The 20,646-nt window shown below is 44.5% G+C and carries 22 protein-coding genes; 19 read left to right on the top strand and 3 right to left on the bottom strand.

All coding sequences use genetic code 11. The annotated features are described in order from the left end of the window. Positions 1–68 precede the first annotated feature (68 nt). The 16 genes from ribE to AC0VYE_RS20710 all read left to right on the top strand — a co-directional run bounded on the left by ribE (position 69) and on the right by AC0VYE_RS20710 (position 15,566). Positions 69–728, top strand: a complete 660-nt coding sequence (gene ribE, locus AC0VYE_RS20785; RefSeq protein ID WP_430057908.1) for a riboflavin synthase — start codon at positions 69–71, stop codon at positions 726–728. Positions 729–2,099: 1,371 nt separating this feature from the next. Continuing rightward, a complete protein-coding gene (locus AC0VYE_RS20780) occupies positions 2,100–3,335 on the top strand; it encodes a bifunctional 3,4-dihydroxy-2-butanone-4-phosphate synthase/GTP cyclohydrolase II (protein WP_076271384.1) in 1,236 nt (411 codons plus the stop codon). 22 nt (positions 3,336–3,357) lie between these two features. Further along, positions 3,358–3,828: a 6,7-dimethyl-8-ribityllumazine synthase gene (gene ribH / locus AC0VYE_RS20775; protein WP_053376708.1), complete on the top strand. Its 471-nt coding sequence runs from the start codon at positions 3,358–3,360 to the stop codon at positions 3,826–3,828. A 35-nt stretch (positions 3,829–3,863) separates the two neighbouring features. Then, the gene (locus AC0VYE_RS20770; RefSeq protein ID WP_076271383.1) at positions 3,864–4,643 is read left to right on the top strand and encodes a segregation and condensation protein A; all 780 of its coding nucleotides are present in this window, start codon (positions 3,864–3,866) and stop codon (positions 4,641–4,643) included. After that, positions 4,612–5,214, top strand: a complete 603-nt coding sequence (scpB, locus tag AC0VYE_RS20765) for an SMC-Scp complex subunit ScpB (protein WP_076271382.1) — start codon at positions 4,612–4,614, stop codon at positions 5,212–5,214. Before AC0VYE_RS20770 ends, scpB begins: the two co-directional genes overlap by 32 nt. Positions 5,215–5,272: 58 nt before the next feature. Next, positions 5,273–5,965 (top strand): DUF2953 domain-containing protein, encoded by a 693-nt coding sequence (locus AC0VYE_RS20760; protein WP_076271381.1) that lies wholly within the window; start codon positions 5,273–5,275, stop codon positions 5,963–5,965. Continuing rightward, entirely contained in the window at positions 5,938–6,420 is a 483-nt protein-coding gene (ytfJ, locus tag AC0VYE_RS20755) for a GerW family sporulation protein (protein WP_076271380.1), read from the top strand. Before AC0VYE_RS20760 ends, ytfJ begins: the two co-directional genes overlap by 28 nt. A 135-nt stretch (positions 6,421–6,555) precedes the next feature. Then, the gene (locus AC0VYE_RS20750; protein ID WP_475449672.1) at positions 6,556–7,746 is read left to right on the top strand and encodes a D-alanyl-D-alanine carboxypeptidase family protein; all 1,191 of its coding nucleotides are present in this window, start codon (positions 6,556–6,558) and stop codon (positions 7,744–7,746) included. Positions 7,747–7,817: 71 nt separating this feature from the next. Next, positions 7,818–8,474: a nucleoside recognition domain-containing protein gene (locus tag AC0VYE_RS20745; protein ID WP_475442785.1), complete on the top strand. Its 657-nt coding sequence runs from the start codon at positions 7,818–7,820 to the stop codon at positions 8,472–8,474. 25 nt (positions 8,475–8,499) lie between these two features. Further along, complete coding sequence (locus tag AC0VYE_RS20740; protein WP_179089938.1) at positions 8,500–9,003, top strand: spore maturation protein; 504 nt, start codon at positions 8,500–8,502, stop codon at positions 9,001–9,003. A gap of 54 nt (positions 9,004–9,057) precedes the next feature. Further along, positions 9,058–9,804 (top strand): pseudouridine synthase, encoded by a 747-nt coding sequence (locus tag AC0VYE_RS20735; RefSeq protein ID WP_054026970.1) that lies wholly within the window; start codon positions 9,058–9,060, stop codon positions 9,802–9,804. Between the two features lie 88 nt (positions 9,805–9,892). Further along, a complete protein-coding gene (locus AC0VYE_RS20730) occupies positions 9,893–10,423 on the top strand; it encodes a redoxin domain-containing protein (protein WP_441883358.1) in 531 nt (176 codons plus the stop codon). Between the two features lie 17 nt (positions 10,424–10,440). Beyond that, the gene (gene resB / locus AC0VYE_RS20725) at positions 10,441–12,099 is read left to right on the top strand and encodes a cytochrome c biogenesis protein ResB (protein WP_475449670.1); all 1,659 of its coding nucleotides are present in this window, start codon (positions 10,441–10,443) and stop codon (positions 12,097–12,099) included. Then, a complete protein-coding gene (ccsA, locus tag AC0VYE_RS20720; RefSeq protein WP_475442784.1) occupies positions 12,096–13,355 on the top strand; it encodes a cytochrome c biogenesis protein CcsA in 1,260 nt (419 codons plus the stop codon). The genes resB and ccsA overlap by 4 nt, the downstream gene beginning before the upstream one ends. A gap of 27 nt (positions 13,356–13,382) precedes the next feature. Continuing rightward, positions 13,383–14,099, top strand: a complete 717-nt coding sequence (locus AC0VYE_RS20715; protein ID WP_053376699.1) for a response regulator transcription factor — start codon at positions 13,383–13,385, stop codon at positions 14,097–14,099. Continuing rightward, positions 14,100–15,566 (top strand): HAMP domain-containing sensor histidine kinase, encoded by a 1,467-nt coding sequence (locus AC0VYE_RS20710; RefSeq protein WP_475442783.1) that lies wholly within the window; start codon positions 14,100–14,102, stop codon positions 15,564–15,566. 131 nt (positions 15,567–15,697) lie between these two features. On the opposite strand, the gene serA is transcribed toward AC0VYE_RS20710, so the two are convergent. After that, positions 15,698–17,290: a phosphoglycerate dehydrogenase gene (serA, locus tag AC0VYE_RS20705; RefSeq protein ID WP_076271374.1), complete on the bottom strand. Its 1,593-nt coding sequence runs from the start codon at positions 17,288–17,290 to the stop codon at positions 15,698–15,700. Between the two features lie 240 nt (positions 17,291–17,530). Between serA and AC0VYE_RS20700 the strand changes: the two genes are divergently transcribed. Continuing rightward, the gene (locus AC0VYE_RS20700) at positions 17,531–17,857 is read left to right on the top strand and encodes a rhodanese-like domain-containing protein (protein ID WP_076271373.1); all 327 of its coding nucleotides are present in this window, start codon (positions 17,531–17,533) and stop codon (positions 17,855–17,857) included. A gap of 15 nt (positions 17,858–17,872) precedes the next feature. Here the strand turns inward: AC0VYE_RS20700 and AC0VYE_RS20695 are convergent, their stop codons facing one another. After that, positions 17,873–18,793: a hypothetical protein gene (locus AC0VYE_RS20695; protein ID WP_076271372.1), complete on the bottom strand. Its 921-nt coding sequence runs from the start codon at positions 18,791–18,793 to the stop codon at positions 17,873–17,875. 111 nt (positions 18,794–18,904) lie between these two features. On the opposite strand from AC0VYE_RS20695, the gene AC0VYE_RS20690 reads away from it, so the two are divergent. Both AC0VYE_RS20690 and AC0VYE_RS20685 read left to right on the top strand, forming a co-directional pair. After that, a complete protein-coding gene (locus AC0VYE_RS20690; RefSeq protein WP_076271371.1) occupies positions 18,905–19,498 on the top strand; it encodes a CPBP family intramembrane glutamic endopeptidase in 594 nt (197 codons plus the stop codon). Then, the gene (locus AC0VYE_RS20685) at positions 19,495–19,728 is read left to right on the top strand and encodes a hypothetical protein (protein WP_076271370.1); all 234 of its coding nucleotides are present in this window, start codon (positions 19,495–19,497) and stop codon (positions 19,726–19,728) included. Before AC0VYE_RS20690 ends, AC0VYE_RS20685 begins: the two co-directional genes overlap by 4 nt. Here AC0VYE_RS20685 and AC0VYE_RS20680 read toward each other — a convergent pair. After that, the gene (locus tag AC0VYE_RS20680) at positions 19,718–20,575 is read right to left on the bottom strand and encodes a polysaccharide deacetylase family protein (protein WP_475442782.1); all 858 of its coding nucleotides are present in this window, start codon (positions 20,573–20,575) and stop codon (positions 19,718–19,720) included. The two genes, AC0VYE_RS20685 and AC0VYE_RS20680, sit on opposite strands and share 11 nt — an antisense overlap. Between the last annotated feature and the right edge of the window lie 71 nt (positions 20,576–20,646).

Here is a 20,646-nt window from a genome sequence, read left to right as displayed (position 1 = left end):
ATTATCGCAGGATTTATGTTGTTTTGAAGTAGGTTTGCTGCATTAGCGAACCTTTGAGGAGGAAACCCATGTTTACCGGATTAGTGGAAGAAGTGGGAAAGATGAAAGGAATCACAAAGCAAGGCGAAGCGATGAGGCTAGTCATCGGAGCATCCCTTGTAACAGATGGTGTTAAGCTGGGTGATAGCATCTCGGTAAATGGCGTTTGTTTAACGGTAACGTCGTTTGACGGTGCATCATTTGCTGCTGACGTGATGCCTGAGACTTATCGCAAGTCTAATCTTCATCAGCTTCGTGCTGGCGAACAAGTGAATTTAGAGAGAGCGATGCAAGCTGGCGGACGTTTTGGCGGTCATATCGTTCAGGGGCATGTTGATGGAACAGGGAAAATAACGTCAAGAGAAACGGATGCTAATGCTGTTGTTTATAAAATCCATATCGACGACGCAGACATGCTGCGTTATGTGATTCCAAAAGGCTCGATCACGATTGATGGCATAAGCCTTACTGTAGTGGATACATCATCACATACGTTATCCGTTTCGATTATTCCACACACATTAGGCGAAACGGCCTTACAGCATAAGCGTGCAGGCGATACCGTAAATATCGAATGTGATGTCATCGGCAAGTACGTCGATCACCTGCTTCATTTCAAGCAGCCAGAAGCCTTGCCAGCCAAAGCCAAGCTCACTACATCTTTTCTTATGGAAAATGGTTTTTTGTAAAACGATATGAAAATGGGTTAGCTTTCCTTGCCCAATTCGTAAGTTTTCAATGTAACGGTAAAACCTACTGTTAATTTTGTTCTAATCAGCTCTAGGTTTCAATTAACAGGAAATACTCCATGTAAATTGGACAGATACACCTCAAGTTCGAATAATGAGCTGATATAACGTGAGAAATTCCAGCTAATTAAAGAATAAACGGCTAATCAGGTGAATTAGATGGAGTTTTTCCAGTTAACTATTGAGCGTAAGATGTACGTGGTCTAATACTAGTGAAAGCAGGTATCGACTTAGGTGCTCTAACATAACTCAAAACTAAGGTAACCTAAGACTAGATCGCCCAAACAGCAAGCGTGTCCCGCAGGGACGAAAGCGATCTTTAAGCAATGTTAACACACAACCACCTGAGTCATGCCTACGTTAGTCCAGTTGCAGGTGTCCAGAGGACGCAGTCCTTGGGGCCCTCCCTTGGAAGGGAGGGTTTGGGTGGGTTCGAAAAGTTTTTAAGGTTTGGTAGTCTTGAAAACTCGAGAGCCCAAACAGCAAGCGTGTCCCGCAGGGACGAAAGCGTTCTTTAACCAATGTTAACACACAGCCACCTGAGTCATGCCTACGTTAGTCCAATTGCAGGTGTCCAGAGGACGCAGTCCTTGGGGCCCTCCCTTGGAAGGGAGGGTTTGGTTGTCTTGAAAACTCGAGAGCATAAACAGCAAGCGTGTCCCGCAGGGACGAAAGCGATCATTAGCCCAAAGTTAGTACACAACCACCTGAGTCATGCCTAAGTTAGTCCAGTTGCAGGTGTCCAGAGGACGCAGTCCTTGGGGCCCTCCCTTGGAAGGGAGGGTTTGGGTGGGTTCGAAAAGCCTTTAAGGTTTGGTTGTCTTGAAAACTCGAGAGCCCAAACAGCAAGCGTGTCCCGCAGGGACGAAAGCGATCTTTAACCAATGTTAGCACACAGCCACCTGATTAATGCCTAAGTTAGTCCAGTTGCAGGTGTCCAGAGGACGCAGTCCTTGGGGCCCTCCCTTGGAAGGGAGGGTTTGGGTGGGTTCGAAAAGCCTTTAAGGTATGGTTGTCTTGAAAACTCGAGAGCCCAAACAGCAAGCGTGTCCCGCAGGGACGAAAGCGATCTTTAACCAATGTTAGCACACAGCCACCTGAGTAATGCCTAAGTTAGTCCAGTTGCAGGTGTCCAGAGGACGCAGTCCTTGGGGCCCTCCCTTGGAAGGGAGGGTTTGGGTGGGTTCGAAAAGCCTTTAAGGTTTGGTATTAGCCTTTAAGGTATGGTTTAGTTTTAAACTTTAAAATAACCTTTGAAGGTAAGGTAGAAGCCTTATAAAGGTTTGGTTGTCACAAAGGAGGGAAACCCATATGGAACAAACAGATAAAAAACCATTTGATTCAGTTGAAGCTGCTTTGGCTGATCTTAAGCTTGGCAAGCCGATTATTGTCGTTGATGACGAGGATCGGGAAAATGAGGGCGACCTTATTGCACTTGCTGATACAATGACGCCTGAGGTCATTAATTTTATGATTACAGAGGCTAGAGGTCTTGTGTGTGTTCCGATTACGCAAGAGCGAGCAGACCAGCTTGATCTTCCGCCAATGGTTACGCATAATACCGATTATCACGGAACGGCATTTACCGTTTCCGTTGATTATATTGGAACGACTACTGGGATTTCTGCGTTTGAACGCTCAGAAACGGTTAAAGCGCTCATTGATCCGACGACGAAAGCAGCAGATTTCCGCAGGCCAGGTCATATTTTCCCCTTGATTGCAAGACCTGGCGGCGTACTCCGTCGTGCTGGACATACGGAGGCGGCTATAGATTTGGCGGTCATGTGCGGTTCGGCGCCTGCAGCAGCGATTTGTGAAATCATTAATGAAGACGGCACGATGTCTCGTTTGCCAGATTTGCTTGTCTTTAAAGAAAAGCACAATCTGAAGCTCATCACGATTCAAGAGCTGATTCAATATCGCAACGAGAAAGAAAAGCTTGTTGAGCGAGCGGTTGATGTGAAGCTGCCAACTGATTTTGGCACTTTCCGCGCTATTGCTTATACAAATTTGGTGGATAACAAAGAGCATATCGCTCTCGTTAAAGGCGACATCGATCCTGAACGTCCCTTGCTTGTGCGGGTTCACTCTGAATGCTTAACGGGTGATGTATTTCATTCGCATCGTTGCGACTGCGGACCGCAGCTTGAAGCGGCGCTTAAACAGATCGAAGAAGCAGGCAGCGGCGTTCTGCTTTATATGCGCCAAGAGGGCAGAGGCATTGGTCTGATTAACAAATTGAAGGCCTATGCACTGCAAGAAGAAGGTTTTGATACGGTAGATGCTAATTTAAAGCTTGGCTTTCCGGCAGATTTGCGCGATTATGGTATAGGCGCACAAATTTTGAAGGATCTTGGCGTTCGCCAAATGCGGTTGATGACGAACAATCCTCGGAAAATTAAAGGTCTTGAAGGCTACGGACTAGAGGTTGTAGAACGTATTCCTATACAAATGGAGTTAAAGGAAGATAATAAAAGTTATCTCCGTACAAAGAAATCTAAGCTTGGTCATTTACTTAGCTTTGAAGATATTGACTACATCATTTAAAATAATGGAAGGAAGATGACAAATGACACGAATTTATGAGGGACATTTAGTATCAGAAGGTTTAAAATATGGAGTAGTAGTAGGACGTTTTAATGAGTTTATTTCGAGCAAGCTGCTAGGAGGCGCACTTGATGCTTTCAAACGTCATGGCGCACAGGATTCAGATGTTGAGGTAGCATGGGTGCCGGGAGCGTTTGAAATTCCTTTAATCGCGCAAAAAATGGCGGAAAGCGGAAAGTATGATGCTGTCATTACGCTTGGCGCTGTTATTCGTGGTTCAACTCCGCATTTCGATTTTGTTTGCAACGAAGCAGCAAAAGGAGTTGCGGCAATCGCTTTGAAAACAGGCATTCCGACTATTTTTGGTGTATTGACTGTTGATTCGATTGAACAGGCCATTGAGCGTGCTGGTACAAAAGCAGGCAACAAAGGTTATGAGGCTGCTACAAGCGCAATTGAAATGGCGAACCTAACCAAACAATTGCAAGGCTAAGCAGCGAAGATAAGGCTAGGCGGGAGGAAATGTAAGTGTCAGTGCTTTATAAGCTGGATTCTTTTGAGGGGCCGCTGGATCTGCTGCTTCACTTGATCGACAAGGCGGAGATCGATATCCATGAGGTGTCTATCAGTGAGATTACGATTCAATATATGGATTATCTTCATGCGATGAAAGAGCTCGAGCTTGAGGTCACGAGTGAATTTTTAGTTATGGCGGCAACCCTTTTGGCGATAAAGAGCAAGCAGCTACTTCCAAAGCCGCCTGTATTTGAGGAAGACTATGAGGATTGGCCGGATGACGGATTAGATCCACGTGATGAGCTCATCCAGAAGCTCGTAGAATACCGGAAATTCAAACAAATAGCCGAGCAGCTGCGCGAGAAGGAATTCGAGCGCAGCCTTGTCTATTCAAGGGAACCTGAGGATATGACGCCATTTTTGAAGGAAGAGATTGTTAATCCGGTTGAGGGTCTTCACTTGTCGGATTTGATTAATGCCTTTCAAAAGGCGCTGCGCCGCGCATCGAGGCGTAATGTCGTTGCTACCATACATCGAGACGAGATTTCCGTTAAGGATCGAATACGGGACATTGTCGACGTGCTGAAGCAATTCGAAACGGTTCGTTTTTCACGGCTTATTCGCGAGAACATGGACAGGCATGAAATCGTGGTTACTTTTCTAGCCATTCTGGAATTAATGAAAATGAAACATATTCGTTGTTTTCAGCATCAGTTATTTGACGACATCGTCATTCATTGGAGAGGAGAGTCGTCGCAAATTGGATTATCCGAAGTTGAAGACAATTATTGAGGGCCTGCTGTTTATGGCAGGTGATGAAGGCCTTACGAAGCGGCAGCTAGCTGATATTTTGGAGCTGGATGCTGAGCTCGCTTCCGATTTGGTTTATGATTTGCAGCGCGATTTGGAGCGCGAGGGGCGCGGTATTCAAATCGCAGAGGTGGCAGCCTCCTATCGGCTGACGACTCATTTGGAGCATGCGCCTTATTTTGAGCGTATGGCATACACTCCTACGAGATCGCAGCTTTCACAAGCTGCATTAGAAACGCTGTCCATCGTCGCTTATCGCCAGCCGATAACAAGAATATCGATTGAAGAAATTCGCGGCGTAAAGAGCGACAGAGCGATTCAATCGCTTGTATCAAAGGATTTAATCGAAGAGGTTGGCCGCGCCGAGCAGATTGGCAGACCTATTTTGTATGGAACAACGAAATCATTTTTAGATTATTTTGGATTGCCGTCCATAAAAGAATTGCCAGAACCAGGCAGCGTTGATATCGATGATGCCTTGGAGGAACAAACTCAGCTGCTATTCGAGAGATTAGATGGCACGCAGATGACAATTGAAGAAATAAAAGAATGAGATTTGGCCGCCGGGTCATACTATATTCAACCCATATTAGGGAAACGGAGGAAGCATCATGATGCTCGGTTACCCCTACGGTTGGATGACGGCGGTCGGTCTCTTTTTTTTGCTCATTTTGGTCGTCTGCCTCACTTCGCAGGTCGAATTAAGAGGCCATCTGAGGAGAATAGATCAAAACGATGATTTTGAGTTGAATATAAAGGCCTTATTTGGAATCCTCAGATACCGCTTTAAAGTGCCGATTATTCAGTTCACAGGAACCTCCATCCAACTTAAGGAACAGGTTTCAAAAAAGAATGTGGCCGTTGACACTTGGAAACAATATAACGAGGACATTGACGCAGAAAAAATAGCGCATCTAATGGAAAGAACAAAACATCTGTTACAAATGACGAAAAACTTAACGGGATGGGTTAGAAAATCGCTGACGAAGGTCCGTCTTTTAGAATGGAACTGGTCCACATCAGTAGGAACCGGTGACGCAATGTGGACGGCAATGTCGACAGGATTTGTTTGGTCTATAAAAACATCGATCATTGGCGTATTGTCCCAAATGGTTAAGCTCAAAACGGAGCCGAAAATGATGGTTCAGCCTATTTATCAACGATCTGCTTTTACAACGGAATGGTCATGCATAGCTCAAATCCGCTTCGGTTATGCTATTCTTGCCGGACTGCAGCTTTTAGTTCGGATGAGGAAATTGAAAGGAGGCGTCAAGGTATGGCAGAACATCCTATTCAAGGCTTAATGCAAACCGCAATGGAAAATATTAAAGAGATGGTTGACGTCAATACTATTGTAGGCGACCCTGTCCAAACGCCGGATGGCAGTATTATTATGCCGATCTCCAAAGTAGGCTTTGGGTTTGTAGCAGGAGGCAGTGACATTCGATTAGATGATGCCGATCATAAGAACGGCTCTCAATCTGATGCACAGCATGCTTCCGTTTCGCTTCCATTCGGCGGCGGTAGCGGTGGCGGCGTGTCGATTACGCCAATTGCCTTCTTGGTCGTAGGAACACATGGCGTAAAAATTGTTCCGCTCGATAATCAAACACATCTGCTTGAGCGGGTTATCGACTCAGCTCCGCATGTATTTGATAAGCTGCAATCGATGATGAAGCAGCCTTCGAGTACAGGTGTATACACGGATACGTCTCAAACTGTGATCAGTGAACGTGTCGAAGCAAACGAACACAACTGATGACATAACTGCCCGAGAGGGCAGTTTTTCATTTTTGTTAGCTACTTTTCGTCTAGAGCCACATGTACAGGCATATACTGAAATACGCACACACAAGCTTTATCTACTATCGCTGCGGGAGGGGCAAGTATGAATATGTATTTCAAAAAGCTGCATCGATTTGCTGCAGTTGGATTATTATCTGCTTTATTGATTGGGACAAGCGTATTGCCCTCAGTTAGCGCAACTCCAACCAAGCTGCACACGAATGCCAAAGCGTCGGCTCTAATAGATGTCGAGTCAGGTAGAGTATTGTATAGCAGTGATGGTGATACCCCGATGCGGATAGCAAGCTTAACGAAAATCATGACAGCTATTGTTGCAATAGATCATGGGAAGCTGACTGATATGGTGAAGACAAGCAAACGAGCAGTTGGTAAAGAGGGTTCTTCGATTTATCTTCAGCTTGGCGAAGAAATGAGTTTGCATCATATGTTGTATGGTCTGATGCTCAGGTCAGGCAACGATGCGGCAACGGCAATCGCGGAGCATGTTGGAGGATCGGAGGAAGGTTTTGTTCATTTAATGAATGAGAAAGCGACCTTTCTAGGTTTGAAACATACGCAATTTAAAAATCCGCATGGGCTGGATGATGATGAGCATTATTCCTCAGCTAATGATTTGGCCAAGCTGACAGCATATGCTTTGAAAAATGACGTATTTGCAGAAATCGTAAGCACGCGCGTAAAAAAAGTGCCTAATCCGCATGAGAAATGGGAGTACAGCTACACAAACAAAAATAAAATGCTAACGATGTATGAGGGAGCTGACGGTGTAAAGACAGGTTATACCAAAAAATCACTGCGCTGCTTAGTTAGCTCCGCCACTAGGAATGGTCAACAGCTTGCTGCTGTGACGATAAATGACAGCGATGATTGGGCAGATCACCGAAAAATGCTCGATTGGGGTTTTGGTCATTATCCGCTTCAAGAGATAGCTGTTAAAGGGCAGCAAATTTCTGGTTACCCTTATGCTGTTGGACAATCTTTTAAATACCCGCTGGAAGAGCAGGAAACGGGAAATGTTCAATCACGTCTTGTGCTGCTTGAAGCGGGAACAACTCGATATTTGCTAGGAGAGCGCGGATTTCTGGAATGGTATTTAAACGAGCAGCAAATTGGTGCTGTTCCTGTGTATGATCCAAACAGCAGCAGACTTCAACTTTCAATGACATCGCAAAAATCATTACAATCGCTGGCTGATTTTCATAAAGCAAACAAGTTTGATCAGCGCGGGCCGATATTTGACTCTTTTATCAAAGTATTAGATGCATTATTTGAGCATTAGCATGCAATCTGCGCGGGAGACGTTGATTGCTTGCAAAACAGTATAGGTGCGTAGAGGGGGAGGCGACCTAAATGGTTAACTGGATTTGGTTGTTTTTCATCGTAGCGAGCGTTGTAGTAGCTGCGATAACAGGTAAGATGGATGCGGTAACGCAAGCAGCTTTCGAGGGAGCCAAGTCGGGAGTCACCGTGAGCTTCGGATTAATTAGTATCATGGTGTTTTGGCTTGGCATGATGCGAATAGCGGAGGATGCAGGACTGCTGCGTACACTTGCTCGAATGCTCGGGCCTGTGGTGCGCAAGCTTTTTCCTGACGTTCCTCCCAATCATCCAGCTCTTGGATATATAATGAGTAATTTAAGCGCAAATCTCTTTGGGTTAGGAAATGCAGCCACGCCAATGGGGATAAAAGCGATGCAGGAGCTTCAGAAGCTTAATCCTGATCCTGCTACAGCAACTCCAGCGATGTGCACGCTGCTTGCGCTAAATACATCCAGCATTACGATCATTCCCACCACGCTTATTGCCATTCGAATGAATTATGGTTCAGCTAACCCTGCTGAAATTATCGGTACAACACTGGCAGCGACATTTGTTGCTACTACGGCTGCAATACTTGCCGACCGCTGGTATCGAAGAAAATCACCGCCGCCAATAGCTCCATCGCTACCTAGACCTGAGAATAAGGAGTCGGCTTCACCAGCTTCCGGAGGTGAGGCAATTGTATAATATTTTTACAAGCTTATCCGCATGGATGATTCCTGCCATTATCGTATTTATTCCGCTTTACGCAGCTTTAAGACGCAAAGTACCTGTCTATGAAACGTTTGTTGAAGGGGCCAAGGATGGCTTCGGTACAGCGATTAATATCATTCCTCATTTGGTTGGCATGATGGTTGCTATCAGTATGTTTCGCTCATCTGGAGCTTTAGAATTGCTGCTTTCAACAGTTCGGCCTCTCTTTGATTGGGTTGGTATTCCAAGCGAGGTGCTGCCGCTCGGGATTTTGCGGCCTTTGACTGGCGCAGGCTCGTTAGCCTTCACGACTGACCTCATTCAAAACTTTGGCCCGGATTCTATGATCGGCAGAATTGCTTCCACGATTCAAGGCAGCACGGATACAACCCTGTATGTGCTTACTGTATATTTTGGAGCGATTGGAATAAGAAAGTCACGTTATGCGTTAAAAGTTGGTTTATTTTCCGATATAGTCGGTTTTTTCGCAGCAATTTTCATTTGCTTATACATATTCGGCTAGTGAAGCTTGTACTTTCTCCTTCATATCGTTATGATGGAGATTGAGGTGAAAGCATTGGAACGTTTACAGAAAATATTAGCAGCAGCGGGAATTGCATCCCGACGCAAATGTGAAGAAATGATTTTGGCAGGAATGGTTGAGGTTAATGGTGAGAAGGTTACGACGCTAGGCGTTAAGGCTGATCCAGCGGTTGATGCAATTACGGTTAACGGCAAGCCGATTCGGAGCGAGAAGAAGCTCTATCTCATGCTTAACAAATCCAAGGGAGTCATTACTAGCGCCAAAGATCCACAAGGCCGCAAAGTGGTTTCTGATTTCTTGCCAGGTATTAAAGAGCGAGTATATCCGGTCGGTCGATTGGATTATGATACGGAAGGACTTCTTATCCTTACGAATGATGGCGAATTCGCTAATTTGTTAACACATCCAAGTCATCATGTTCCCAAAACATACCGTGCGACCGTTAAGGGCGTTCCCCATGGAACGGCATTGGAGCAGTTGCAAAAAGGGATTAAGCTAGAGGATGGCATGACCGCGCCTGCAGAAGTGGAATATCATGATGTAGATACGGACGGAAATGAAGCAACGATTACAATTACGATTTTTGAAGGCCGGAACCGTCAGGTTCGCCGGATGTTTGAAGCTATTGGACATAAGGTGATTAGGCTGAAAAGAATTCGTTTTGGCGAGGTTGGACTTGAAAACCTAGGCAGAGGAAAGTATCGTCATCTCACGCCTCAGGAAATTAAAGAATTGCTTGCGATAGCGCAAAGCAAGACACATAAAGTTCATAAAAAGTAATCGACGGCGGCAGTAATTGCCGTCGACTTTTCGTTATAATGGTAATATTCGTGGCTGCATAGAAAGAAGCTGGTGGTGAAAAACAATTATGGGAAAATCGCGCAAGACGGTACAAATTGTCATTTTGATTGCCGTCTTGATCATAGGTGGGTACGCAATTGGATCTACCTTATTTGACGCGGATGACAAAGGTCCTTTAAAGGAAGGCGGGAAGCCGCCTGCATTTGAGCTTGTTGATTTAGAGGGCAATCTTAAACAACTGTCTGATTATGAGGGGAAAGCTGTCGTCATTAATTTCTGGGGCACATTCTGTCCACCGTGCGTGAAGGAAATGCCGGAGTTTGAACGACAGTATGCAAAATGGAAGGATCAAGGCCTTGTGATTTTAGCTATAAATTTAAGCGAGGACACGTTGACCGTGAACAATTTTGTCCGTCGTTTTGATTTGAACTATCCGATTCTGCGCGATGTAAATCGCAAGACAGAACGCAGCTATGGTCTAAAGTCATACCCTACTACTTTTTTCATTAATCCAAATGGGACGATTATGGAAATAAAAGTAGGAGGCATGACGGAAGAGGAAATTGATGAACGGATTGAACGGCTTCTTCAGCTGTAGGAGGTATTATTGTGTTAGTGGTTGAAAACACAAAATGTGAGTGCGGTCATCAAAATTCGATAGGCACCGTACTATGTGAAAGCTGCGGCAAACCGCTTGTGAACGATACGGTTTCCGATTTGCCGTTAGAAATGCGTTACGATGGTGTAGCTCGTCGATCGCAAAAAAGCAATCCCAATTATATCGATAAAATATGGAATTTTTTCTCGTCAGTCAAAATTGCGATTTATTTGATCGTCATTACCTTTTTGACTGCGATGCTTGGAACAATTTATCCACAGGAAAACACATTCATAAATAACTTAGATCCATCCGTTTATTATGAAGAAACGTACGGATTTCTTGGCAAAATGTATTATTTGCTAGGATTATCACATACGTACGAATCCTGGTGGTTCATTGGCTTGCTTGTGATGATTGGCACCTCACTCGTTATTTGCAGCTTGGATCGTGTGCTCCCGCTTTATCGAGCGCTCAGCAAGCAGCAAATTCGTAAGCATCTGCAATTTATTCATCGTCAGAAGACGGTATTTAAATATCAGATTGAAGGCGATGAGGAAAAATGGGTTGAAAATTTCGGCATGCAGCTGAAACGCAAAGGTTATCGCATTCATCGAGATGGCTCTGCGCTGCTTGCGGAGAAAAATCGTTTTAGCCGCTGGGGACCCTACATCAATCACATCGGCCTTATCTTGTTTCTTTTAGCCATATTGGCAAGAAGCATTCCGAGCTGGCAAATGGATAGCTACATAATGGTTCCTGATGGGGATACGGTCCAAATAGCGAATACGAATTATTATGTTAAAAACGAAAAGTTTACTGTAGAGTATTATAAAGACGAAGAATTGCCGGACAAGCTTAAAGGAATAAGCCGTGCGAAGCTTTTTGAGACAAAAGCGGTTCTTTATGAATGCGTTAGCAACTGCAGTGATCAAACCAAGAAACCAGAGCTTAAAGAAGTAGAGCGGCATAATATTATCGTCAACGAGCCGCTTAAGTACAAAGGATTAAAGCTGTATCAATTTGATTATGATACGACGCCTCGCTTGAACGCTGTGCATCCTATTCTCATAGATAAAGCGACGGGAGAGAAATACGGTCCGTTCGATCTGCCGATGAAGGATTCAGCGCTGCAGCATAAGCTTGGGCCATACACCCTTGATTTATTTGCGAATTACATGGAATTTGCAATTGGCGACAATGGCGAGCCAACGACTTTGTCACGTGATCCGATTGCTCCTGCGTTCGTATACACGGTTAAAGGTCCAGGACTTGATCCAAAAGGCGAGCCGTATATGTATTTCCCAATGCAAAAAGATAAAGTTAAATTTTCGCAGGATGCCATTAATCACGGTATTGCGGATAAGATCGAAATTCGAGTGGACGGTATGGAAAATGTAGATTTCTCTGAAGCATCCACTTACTTGAATGTAAGGATGGATAAGGCGCTGCCATATGTTTGGGTCGGTGCAGTGTTCTCTATGCTCGGCTTGCTGATGGGGTCCTATTGGCAGCACCGCCGAATTTGGCTGCGAGTGGACAATGGAGAGCTTTCATTGGGCGCTCATACGAATAAAAACTGGTACGGTATGCGCTCAGATGTAGCGGGAGCCCTTAAAAAAATAGGGATAACCGTAGATCCGAAGTCGCTAGATAACGGAGGGAACAACGCGTGAGCTTAGTCGATTTTAGCAGCGACGCATTTATTGTCGCATTTTTCCTGTATTGCTTCGCATTTATGTTTTATGTCATTGCCATTGCGGGTAAGAAATGGAGCAATCGTGATCCTTTGCAGCATGAGAAGCGTTGGGGACGAATTGCATTCATTACTTCGAGTCTTGGTCTTGCATCGCATTTGACCTTCTTCTTTACTAGATGGGCTGGAAGCGGTCAAATTCCAACGAGCAATATGTATGAATTCATGACTTTCCTTGGAATGGCAATCATGATTGCATTTACGATTGTCTTCAGTATTTACAGAAAACCGCTGCTGGGCATGTTCTCATTGCCGCTAACGGTAATTATTGTTGCTTATGCATCTGTGTTTCCACAAGAGGTACAACCGCTAATACCGGCTCTAAACAACTACTGGCTAAAAGTACATGTAACGACAGCCGCTCTCGGCGAAGCATTTTTTGCCGTTGGTTTTGCTGCTGGCCTCATGTATTTGCTAAGAGTGGTTGATTTCAAAAGCAAAACAAAAGAAGCAAAAAGATCGCAGTTCTGGGTCGAGTTCTCTTTATATACGATTATTCTAATTGTAGGTTTTATCGTCGCAGTATTCGCGTTCCGCGGAATGGGCTATGAAGCGAAATTTATTCAAGAAACATCTACTATTGATGCCAAAGGAATAGAGTCGACGTCTTCGGAGACAGTAAATTATACACTGCCGCCAATTGTTAAACCTTATAACAGCCAGGTGGTCGAATATGAATCATTCCTCGGCATGAGCAAGCCATTATTCGAAGCACCATCTTGGATGGAAGGCGCAAATTCAGGACGCAAGTTTAATACCGTTATATGGACGATTATTTCAGGCTCCTTGCTTTATGGCTTGCTGCGCTTAGTATTCAGAAAGCCGCTCGGAGCAGTCATTCATCCTGTTATGGATGGCGTAGATCCAGAAGATTTGGATGAAATCAGCTACAGATCCATCGCAATTGGATTTCCGATCTTTACACTCGGTGCATTAATATTCGCGATGATATGGGCCAATATTGCATGGGGCCGTTTCTGGGGCTGGGACCCGAAAGAGGTTTGGGCTTTAATCACTTGGTTGTACTACAGTGCGTATTTGCATTTCCGTTTATCGCGCGGCTGGCAGGGAAAACCTTCTGCATGGCTCGCTGTAATCGGCTTCGTGGTTGTACTATTTACGCTCGTTGGGGTTAACCTCGTCATTGCAGGTTTGCATTCCTATTCTGGTGTTTAGAACTTAGATTGAGAGGAGAATTGCCCTATGTCTGATTATTCAAGCCGTATTTTGGTCGTTGATGATGAAGAACGGATCCGTCGCTTGCTCAAAATGTATTTAGAGAAGGAAGGCTACACAATCGACGAGGCAGAAGACGGAGAAACTGCCCTAAGATTAGCTTCAAATACGGATTACGCGCTCATTCTGCTTGATGTGATGCTGCCAGGAATCGACGGCGTAGAAGTGTGCTCTCGTCTGCGTCAAGTGAAGGCTACTCCTGTCATTATGCTAACGGCTAAAGGTGAAGAAATGAACCGTGTGCAGGGCTTTGAGGTTGGCGCGGACGATTATGTCGTCAAGCCTTTTAGTCCACGCGAGGTTATCTACCGAGTGAAGGCTATCTTGAGACGATCCTCGGCTACTGCGTTCTTAACAAAAGAAATTAATTCAAGCAACAATATTGTATTCCCTCATTTGGTTATTGAGCATGATGCTCACCGTGTAACAGCTGGTGGACAAGAGGTAAGCTTAACGCCTAAAGAATATGAGCTGCTGCATTACTTGGCAGTATCGCCTGATAAAGTGTTCTCTCGTGAAGAGCTTTTGAAGGATGTATGGAATTATGAGTTTTTCGGTGACTTGCGGACTGTCGACACCCATGTAAAACGTTTGCGCGAGAAATTGAATAAAGTGTCTCCTGATGCGGCATCCATGATTACTACCGTTTGGGGAGTCGGCTATAAGCTAGAGGTACCTAAGTAAATGAGCTTGTGGCATCGTTCGATTGGCAAGTTGTACCGCAGTGTAGTTGGAAAGCTCTGGGCGACAATCATGCTGCTTGTTGCTGTCGTATTGCTTATCGTTGGCGTATTTTTACTTCAATACGTTGATATATGGTTTAAAGAAAACAATACGCATCAGGTGAAAGTGCTATTTGTTGTAACAGCGATTATCGGATTTTTGTTATCAACATTTTTTGCTTTCTTCTTATCCAAAAAAATTCAACAGCCGCTGCTTCAACTAAAGGATGCAGCGGTATCGATTTCTCAAGGCAATTATACAACCCGAGTTCATATACGCTCCAGTGATGAGATCGGCGAGCTTGCGGATACGTTTAACCATATGACGGAGCAGCTGAACAAGCTGATTCATGACATCAATCATGAGAAAAACCATCTTGCGAGCATTTTGCGAAGCATGGGAGATTCAGTCATTACCTTCGATGCGGAAGGTAAAGTCATACTTACGAATCCAGTTGGTCATTTGCTAATCAATCAGTGGTCAGGAGTAGAGCTTGCATGGCAAGAGGATGAGTCCGAGAGCTCGACTGTATATTCCGAGGTTCCAATGCCGCTCCGCGAGTTGTTTCAAAGAGTGATGGAAGAGGGCAGGGATGTTACCGATAAGGTTCATGTTCTAAGCAGCGTGTGGTCAGTTGTAATGGCTCCGCTGCAGTCGAAGGATGTAATTCGCGGGGCTGTTGCTGTTATCCGTAACGTAACGGAGGAGCATAAGCTTGAGAAGCTGAGACGAGATTTTGTGGCTAACATTTCACATGAGATCAGGACGCCGCTATCGATGCTGCAAGGCTATAGTGAAGCATTGCTTGATGATATTGTCGTGTCTGAGGAAGATCGCAAGGAGCTCGTTCAAGTTATTTATGATGAATCACTGCGAATGGGTAGACTCGTAAATGATTTCCTGGATATCGCTAGAATGGAAGCCGGCCACGTCGATATGAACTTCCAAGAGATAGATCTCGCTCATGTCTTGAAGCGGGTACATCGGAAATTCCAGGTGTATGCGAAGGAGCGCGAGGTGAGGCTAGTCGCGGATCTGCCCAATGAGTCGCTGCTTGTTAAGGAAGCAGACGAGGATAGATTGGAGCAAGTATTGACTAATCTTCTCGACAACGCTTTGCGGCATACGCCATCGGGCAAGTCGATTACTATTTCAGGTCAGCATGCAAACGTAAACGGAAGACAGTATGTGGAGCTTCGCGTCAGAGACGAGGGGCAAGGGATTCCAACCGAGGATGTACCTTTTATATTCGAACGCTTCTATAAGGCAGATAAAGCGCGTAAACGCGGCTCATCAAGTGGAACGGGTCTTGGACTTGCCATCGTAAAAAATCTGATCGATCTTCATCAGGGTCGAATTGTAGTCGAAAGCAGTTCGGGTACAGGGACATCGTTTACAATCTTACTTCCTGTCGAAGCTCATCAATAGTTGTCAAAGCGCTCCAGCTTGGGGCGCTTTTTTTGTAGAAAGCAGAAGATAATTCTTGTTGTTCGTGAAACAAAAGAAGAGCCTGCCGATTCATTCAGCAGGCTCTTCTCCTATATAGTAAACAAATTTATTTAAAAAAGTGTAATTTCTTTGGCTGTGTTTAACTCAGGCATGCTTGTAAGCTGCTCAAGCACTTCCTTAGGTGTCGCTTTATCCACACGCAGAACCATGATTGCGGAGCCGCCAACAAGCTGACGACCTACTTGCATCGTTGCAATGTTAACGTCATTGTTGCCCAGAAGCGTTCCAACTCGTCCGATAATACCAGGCTTATCGTTATGCGAGATTAGAATTAGGTTTCCTTCAGGCGTCACATCAACTGGGAACTTGTCGATTTGAACAATACGAGGTCCGTATCCAGTGAGCAATGTGCCGGAAACAACACGTTCTTCTTTTTTCGTACGAAGGGACACGGTTACCAGGTTCGTAAAGTCTTTCGAAGCATGCGATTTTTGAACGACGATGTTTACATCGCGCACTTTCGCAAGGTGAAGGGAGTTAACCACATTAACCTGCTCTGCGCCAAGGTGATGCGCTAGAACGCCGCGAACGATATAACGAGTGAGTGGCTGCGTATCAACCTCTGCGAGCTCACCAGCATAACCAACAACGATTTCGGTTACAGCACCTTCAGTTGATTGTGCAATAAAGTTGCCAAGCTTCTCGCCAAGAGTAAAGTATGGCTGAAGAATGCTTTGCAGGTTTGCCGGAATCGGAGGCATGTTCACTGCATTGATAAATGGCTCGCTGCGGAGAATATGAAGCACTTGCTCCGAGACGTCAATCGCAACGTTTTCTTGTGCTTCAACAGTCGAAGCGCCAAGATGCGGAGTTACGATAATTTTTGGATGTGTCAAGAAAGGATGGTCATTAGCAGGAGGCTCCACTTCGAACACGTCGAATGCGGCGCCAGCGACAATACCAGCATCCACTGCATCAACCAAAGCAATCTCATCGATGATGCCGCCGCGCGCGCAGTTTACAATACGCATGCCGGGTTTCATCACTTCAAATTGAGCTTTGCCGATCATATGGCGAGTTTCAGGCGTTAAAGGTGTATGTACAGTCATGAAATCTGCACCTCTAACAATTTCATCTACGCTAGCAAGCTTCACGCCGATTTTTGTTGCTCTTTCTTCTGTCATAAACGGGTCATAACCCAAAATATCCATGCCGAAGGCTTTTGCACGTTTGGCAACTTCGCTGCCGATACGTCCCATACCGAGTACGCCTAGCGTTTTGCCGCGAAGCTCAACGCCCAGGAAGGATTTGCGATCCCATGTTCCATTTACTGTTTTCATGTACGCTTGTGGAATATGACGGGCTACCGCCATCATCATAGCAAATGTATGCTCACAAGTTGTAATGGTGTTGCCATCTGGTGCATTGATTACGATGATACCGCGCTGAGTTGCTGCGTCTAGGTCAATATTATCGACGCCAACACCTGCACGGCCAACTACTTTAAGCTGTTTGCCAGCTTCCATAATTTTTGCTGTTACGCGGGTTTGGCTGCGTACAAGCAACGCATCGTATTCACCAATAATTGCAACTAATTCGTCTTCGCTGAGTCCAGGTTTTTTGTCGACTGCGACATCTGACGCATCAACAAGCTGCTGAATGCCCAAATCGCTGATTGGATCGGAAACTAACACTTTAAACATGTGAAGTATGCCTCCTAAAATGGGGCGAAGCTATTAGGCTTCGCTTAATATGAACAGAAAAACCCTCTACCCGGCACCGTTGTGCAGCAGCGGGTCGAGAGTTTGATCATCGAACTTAGACTTTTCTATTTTAAAGCAATGTGGTGGACAAAAGCAATCCTCAAACTTGCTGAATTGTGAAAATTTCGTTATGATTCAAGCATCATTAGCAACAATTTACGACAATGGAGGTCTTTATTCATGACGAAATGGCAGGATGTGACACCGCAATTTTTGCTTGATCTGCTAGGGAATGGACAAGTAGAAGCAAGTCAAATCATAGATGTAAGAGAAGAGTTTGAATGGGAGTTTTATCATTTGGAGACTTCAAAATTAATTCCAATGAACACGATTCCTGTGCGACTGAATGAGCTTGACGACACGCTGCCTATCTATATCATCTGCGCTCATGGCGTACGAAGTGTAGCGGTTTGCAATTACTTAGAAGAAAAAGGCTACAGCAGCCTTCACAACGTTACCGGTGGGATGGCGGCTATAGCCTCTTTACAAGGGTTTCAATATGATTAACAAAGGAATTGGAATTTAATTTGTTTCAGGGTAGAAAAAAGGCAGTTGCGGCAGAAGTGCCTGTTGATAGAGCCTTGATTTGCTCTCATTGAAATCACCTGAACGAACGGCTTCCGTATTAATCAGCAAATCAACAACTGCAGATACGGAATGCAATTTTAACTTGGCTGCTTGTCCAGAGAGGACAAGCTCATCTACTCGACTTGTTAAATCCTGCGGATAATAGGCAGTAAGTTTTTTACGAGTCATTAGCTGATCAGCCATTAGTTTGTTTTTTATCGTAATGTTAAAGTTTTTCCATGCTGACAGTTCCAGCAGAGCTGGAGCCTTGTATTCTGAAGGAATATCAAGATCTACCGTTGCTGACCATTTCAGCATAGCAGAGTAATATTGCTGCTGAGCGTTTAGTGCAAATTGAGCGGCAGAGAGATAGGTTTTATCTTGTTCGACATTTTTCATCAATTCATTAAAGGATAATTTCTTTGCACTAGCCGCTGCGTTGACAGCAGCTTCATTAAATAGTTTTAGACTTCGTATGTAACTAACCTGAGCTTCTCCGAGCAGTGGAGATTTTTGCATATCAATCGAGCTTGCTTCATCTGCTTTGGCGCTAGCAAGTCTTGCCAAATCTTTAAACATAGAAGTTGCTTCAAATGACTTTCCTTGCGATAATTTGTTCATAGCTGCGAACCATTCGTTTTGAAATTCACGATAAGGAAGAAATACAGTATGATAGAACGATACCAAGTCTTGTTGCTGGTAAGGGGTTGCTGAAGCGGTTGTTGTTTTTGCGTCATCTGCTTCATTCACATAGCGGGCTTTCGTCTTTTCAGTGCCAATTTGAATGCCATAGAAAAAGGCTCCAACTGTACAAATAAGTAGAAATACAAATCCAACACTGAATAACATTGCGGTCGTCGTTAATTTTTTTTCCATCTCTATCTCTATCTCCTTCTATGTAAAAAAATAATTCTGTCGATTTGTTCTACCAGTATAGGTGAAAAGGTCGAAAAAGAAAATATGAACGTTCCAGACAGGCGGGAAGCTATGAAGAAATTTGATATTCGCAATATTCGCATTCGAAAGGTGTCCGTTGATGAGCTAGATGACCGCATGTTGTTAATCAATTTATATGCTACGCAAGCATTTACTTTTATTATCGGTTTAATATGGGTTTTATTTCAGCATCAAAATGTGATTGCTTTATTTACGCCTCCAAAGGAGCTTGCTTTTGTTTATTGGGGTGCAGGCTTAGCAGCAGCTGTAATTGTAGTTGACCTGCTTATTTCGCGCTTTGTTCCAGAGGAAGCAAGCGATGACGGCGGAGTAAATGATCGTATTTTTCGGACGCGGAAGGTTTGGCATATTGCAGTTATTTCCTTAGTTGTAGCTATTTGTGAGGAATTGCTCTTTCGCGGGGCGATTCAGCATGCCATAGGTCCCTATTGGACAAGCATAATTTTTGCTACTATTCATGTAAGGTATTTAAAACATTGGATTCCTACTGGACTCGTATTTTCGATTAGCTACGGCTTAGGCTGGATTTATATGGAATCAGGTACGATTTGGGCACCGATTATTGCACACTTTTTGATCGATTTCATCATGGGTTTAATTATAAGATTCAGGAGGGAGTCATGAGCAGGAAAGAAAAGTTTGGAAATTCGAGAGCTTCAGCACAGCATGAAGAGACGGCAGAGCCGTCCATCATCGGAACGGATTCCAATCAGGGAGAAGCTCTGCCGCCTCGGCGAAAGAAACATCCTACACAAATGAATAAGGTTACAAAGTTTTATTACAATTTATTGTTCCTATTGTTTGTAAGTTTAGTTGGTGGACTTTTTTGGTATGGCTTAAAATTTAGCGAATGACCTCAATGGTGGCTGGATCAATGAATCCGTAGCCTTTGTTTTCAAGTGAGGTGAGCAGCTCATCAAGAGCATCGGCAGTCCATTGCAGCTCATGCATAAGTATGTTTGCGCCTGGATGCAGCTGCTCCAGCACATTTTTAATGACAACCTCAGGCTTGTTTTTGGCCGTTTTATCCCAATCAAGGGAACCATTTGACCACGTCATGTAAAGCATGCCGTGGTTTTTTGCAATTTCCTTAACCGTATCACCGCCAGAGCCGTACGGGGGGCGGAAAAACAATGGTTTTTTATCTATTAAAGCTTCGACGTCTGTTTGAACATCGCCGATTTGCTGTTCAACGACTTCTTTAGCTTCTTTTTTCAAATCGTTATGATCCCAAGAATGGTTGCCGATTGTTTGTCCGCGTTCATCAATGAGCTTCAACAGATTGGGATTTTTTTTCACCCGATAACCATTTACGAAAAAAATCGCTTTAGCTTTATGTTTATCAAGGGTATCAAGCATGCTGGTTAAGACGGTTTCATCTTTTGGCCCATCATCGAAAGTAAGCAAAACAACCTTGCTCGATGTACTCTCTTCAATCGGTACGAAGCGATAGGCTTCGCTCATTCGATATAGTGCTGTTATGCTGGTTTCCTGCTCACTCGAAGCGGTTGGCGTAGGTTCCTCACTCGTTACGACTGTATCATCGTTTATAGCATTGTTTGAGCTTGGTGAAGTCTCGGGTACGGCTGCTGTCTCAGTGGCTTCAGTTGAAGACTGCTGGCTCTCGTTTTGCTGCTGCGCACTGCAGGCCGTTAGAAGCGACCCGAGAAGCAGAATGATTATAGGCAGGTTACGCTTCATGATGCTTGCCCTCCATAATTTTGATGTAAATGCTGCTGAAACGACATCATTGTATCATATTTGCCTAATCG

This window comes from Pristimantibacillus sp. Z349TD_6, from assembly GCF_056173205.1.
This window is presented reverse-complemented; position numbering and strand designations above follow the sequence as displayed.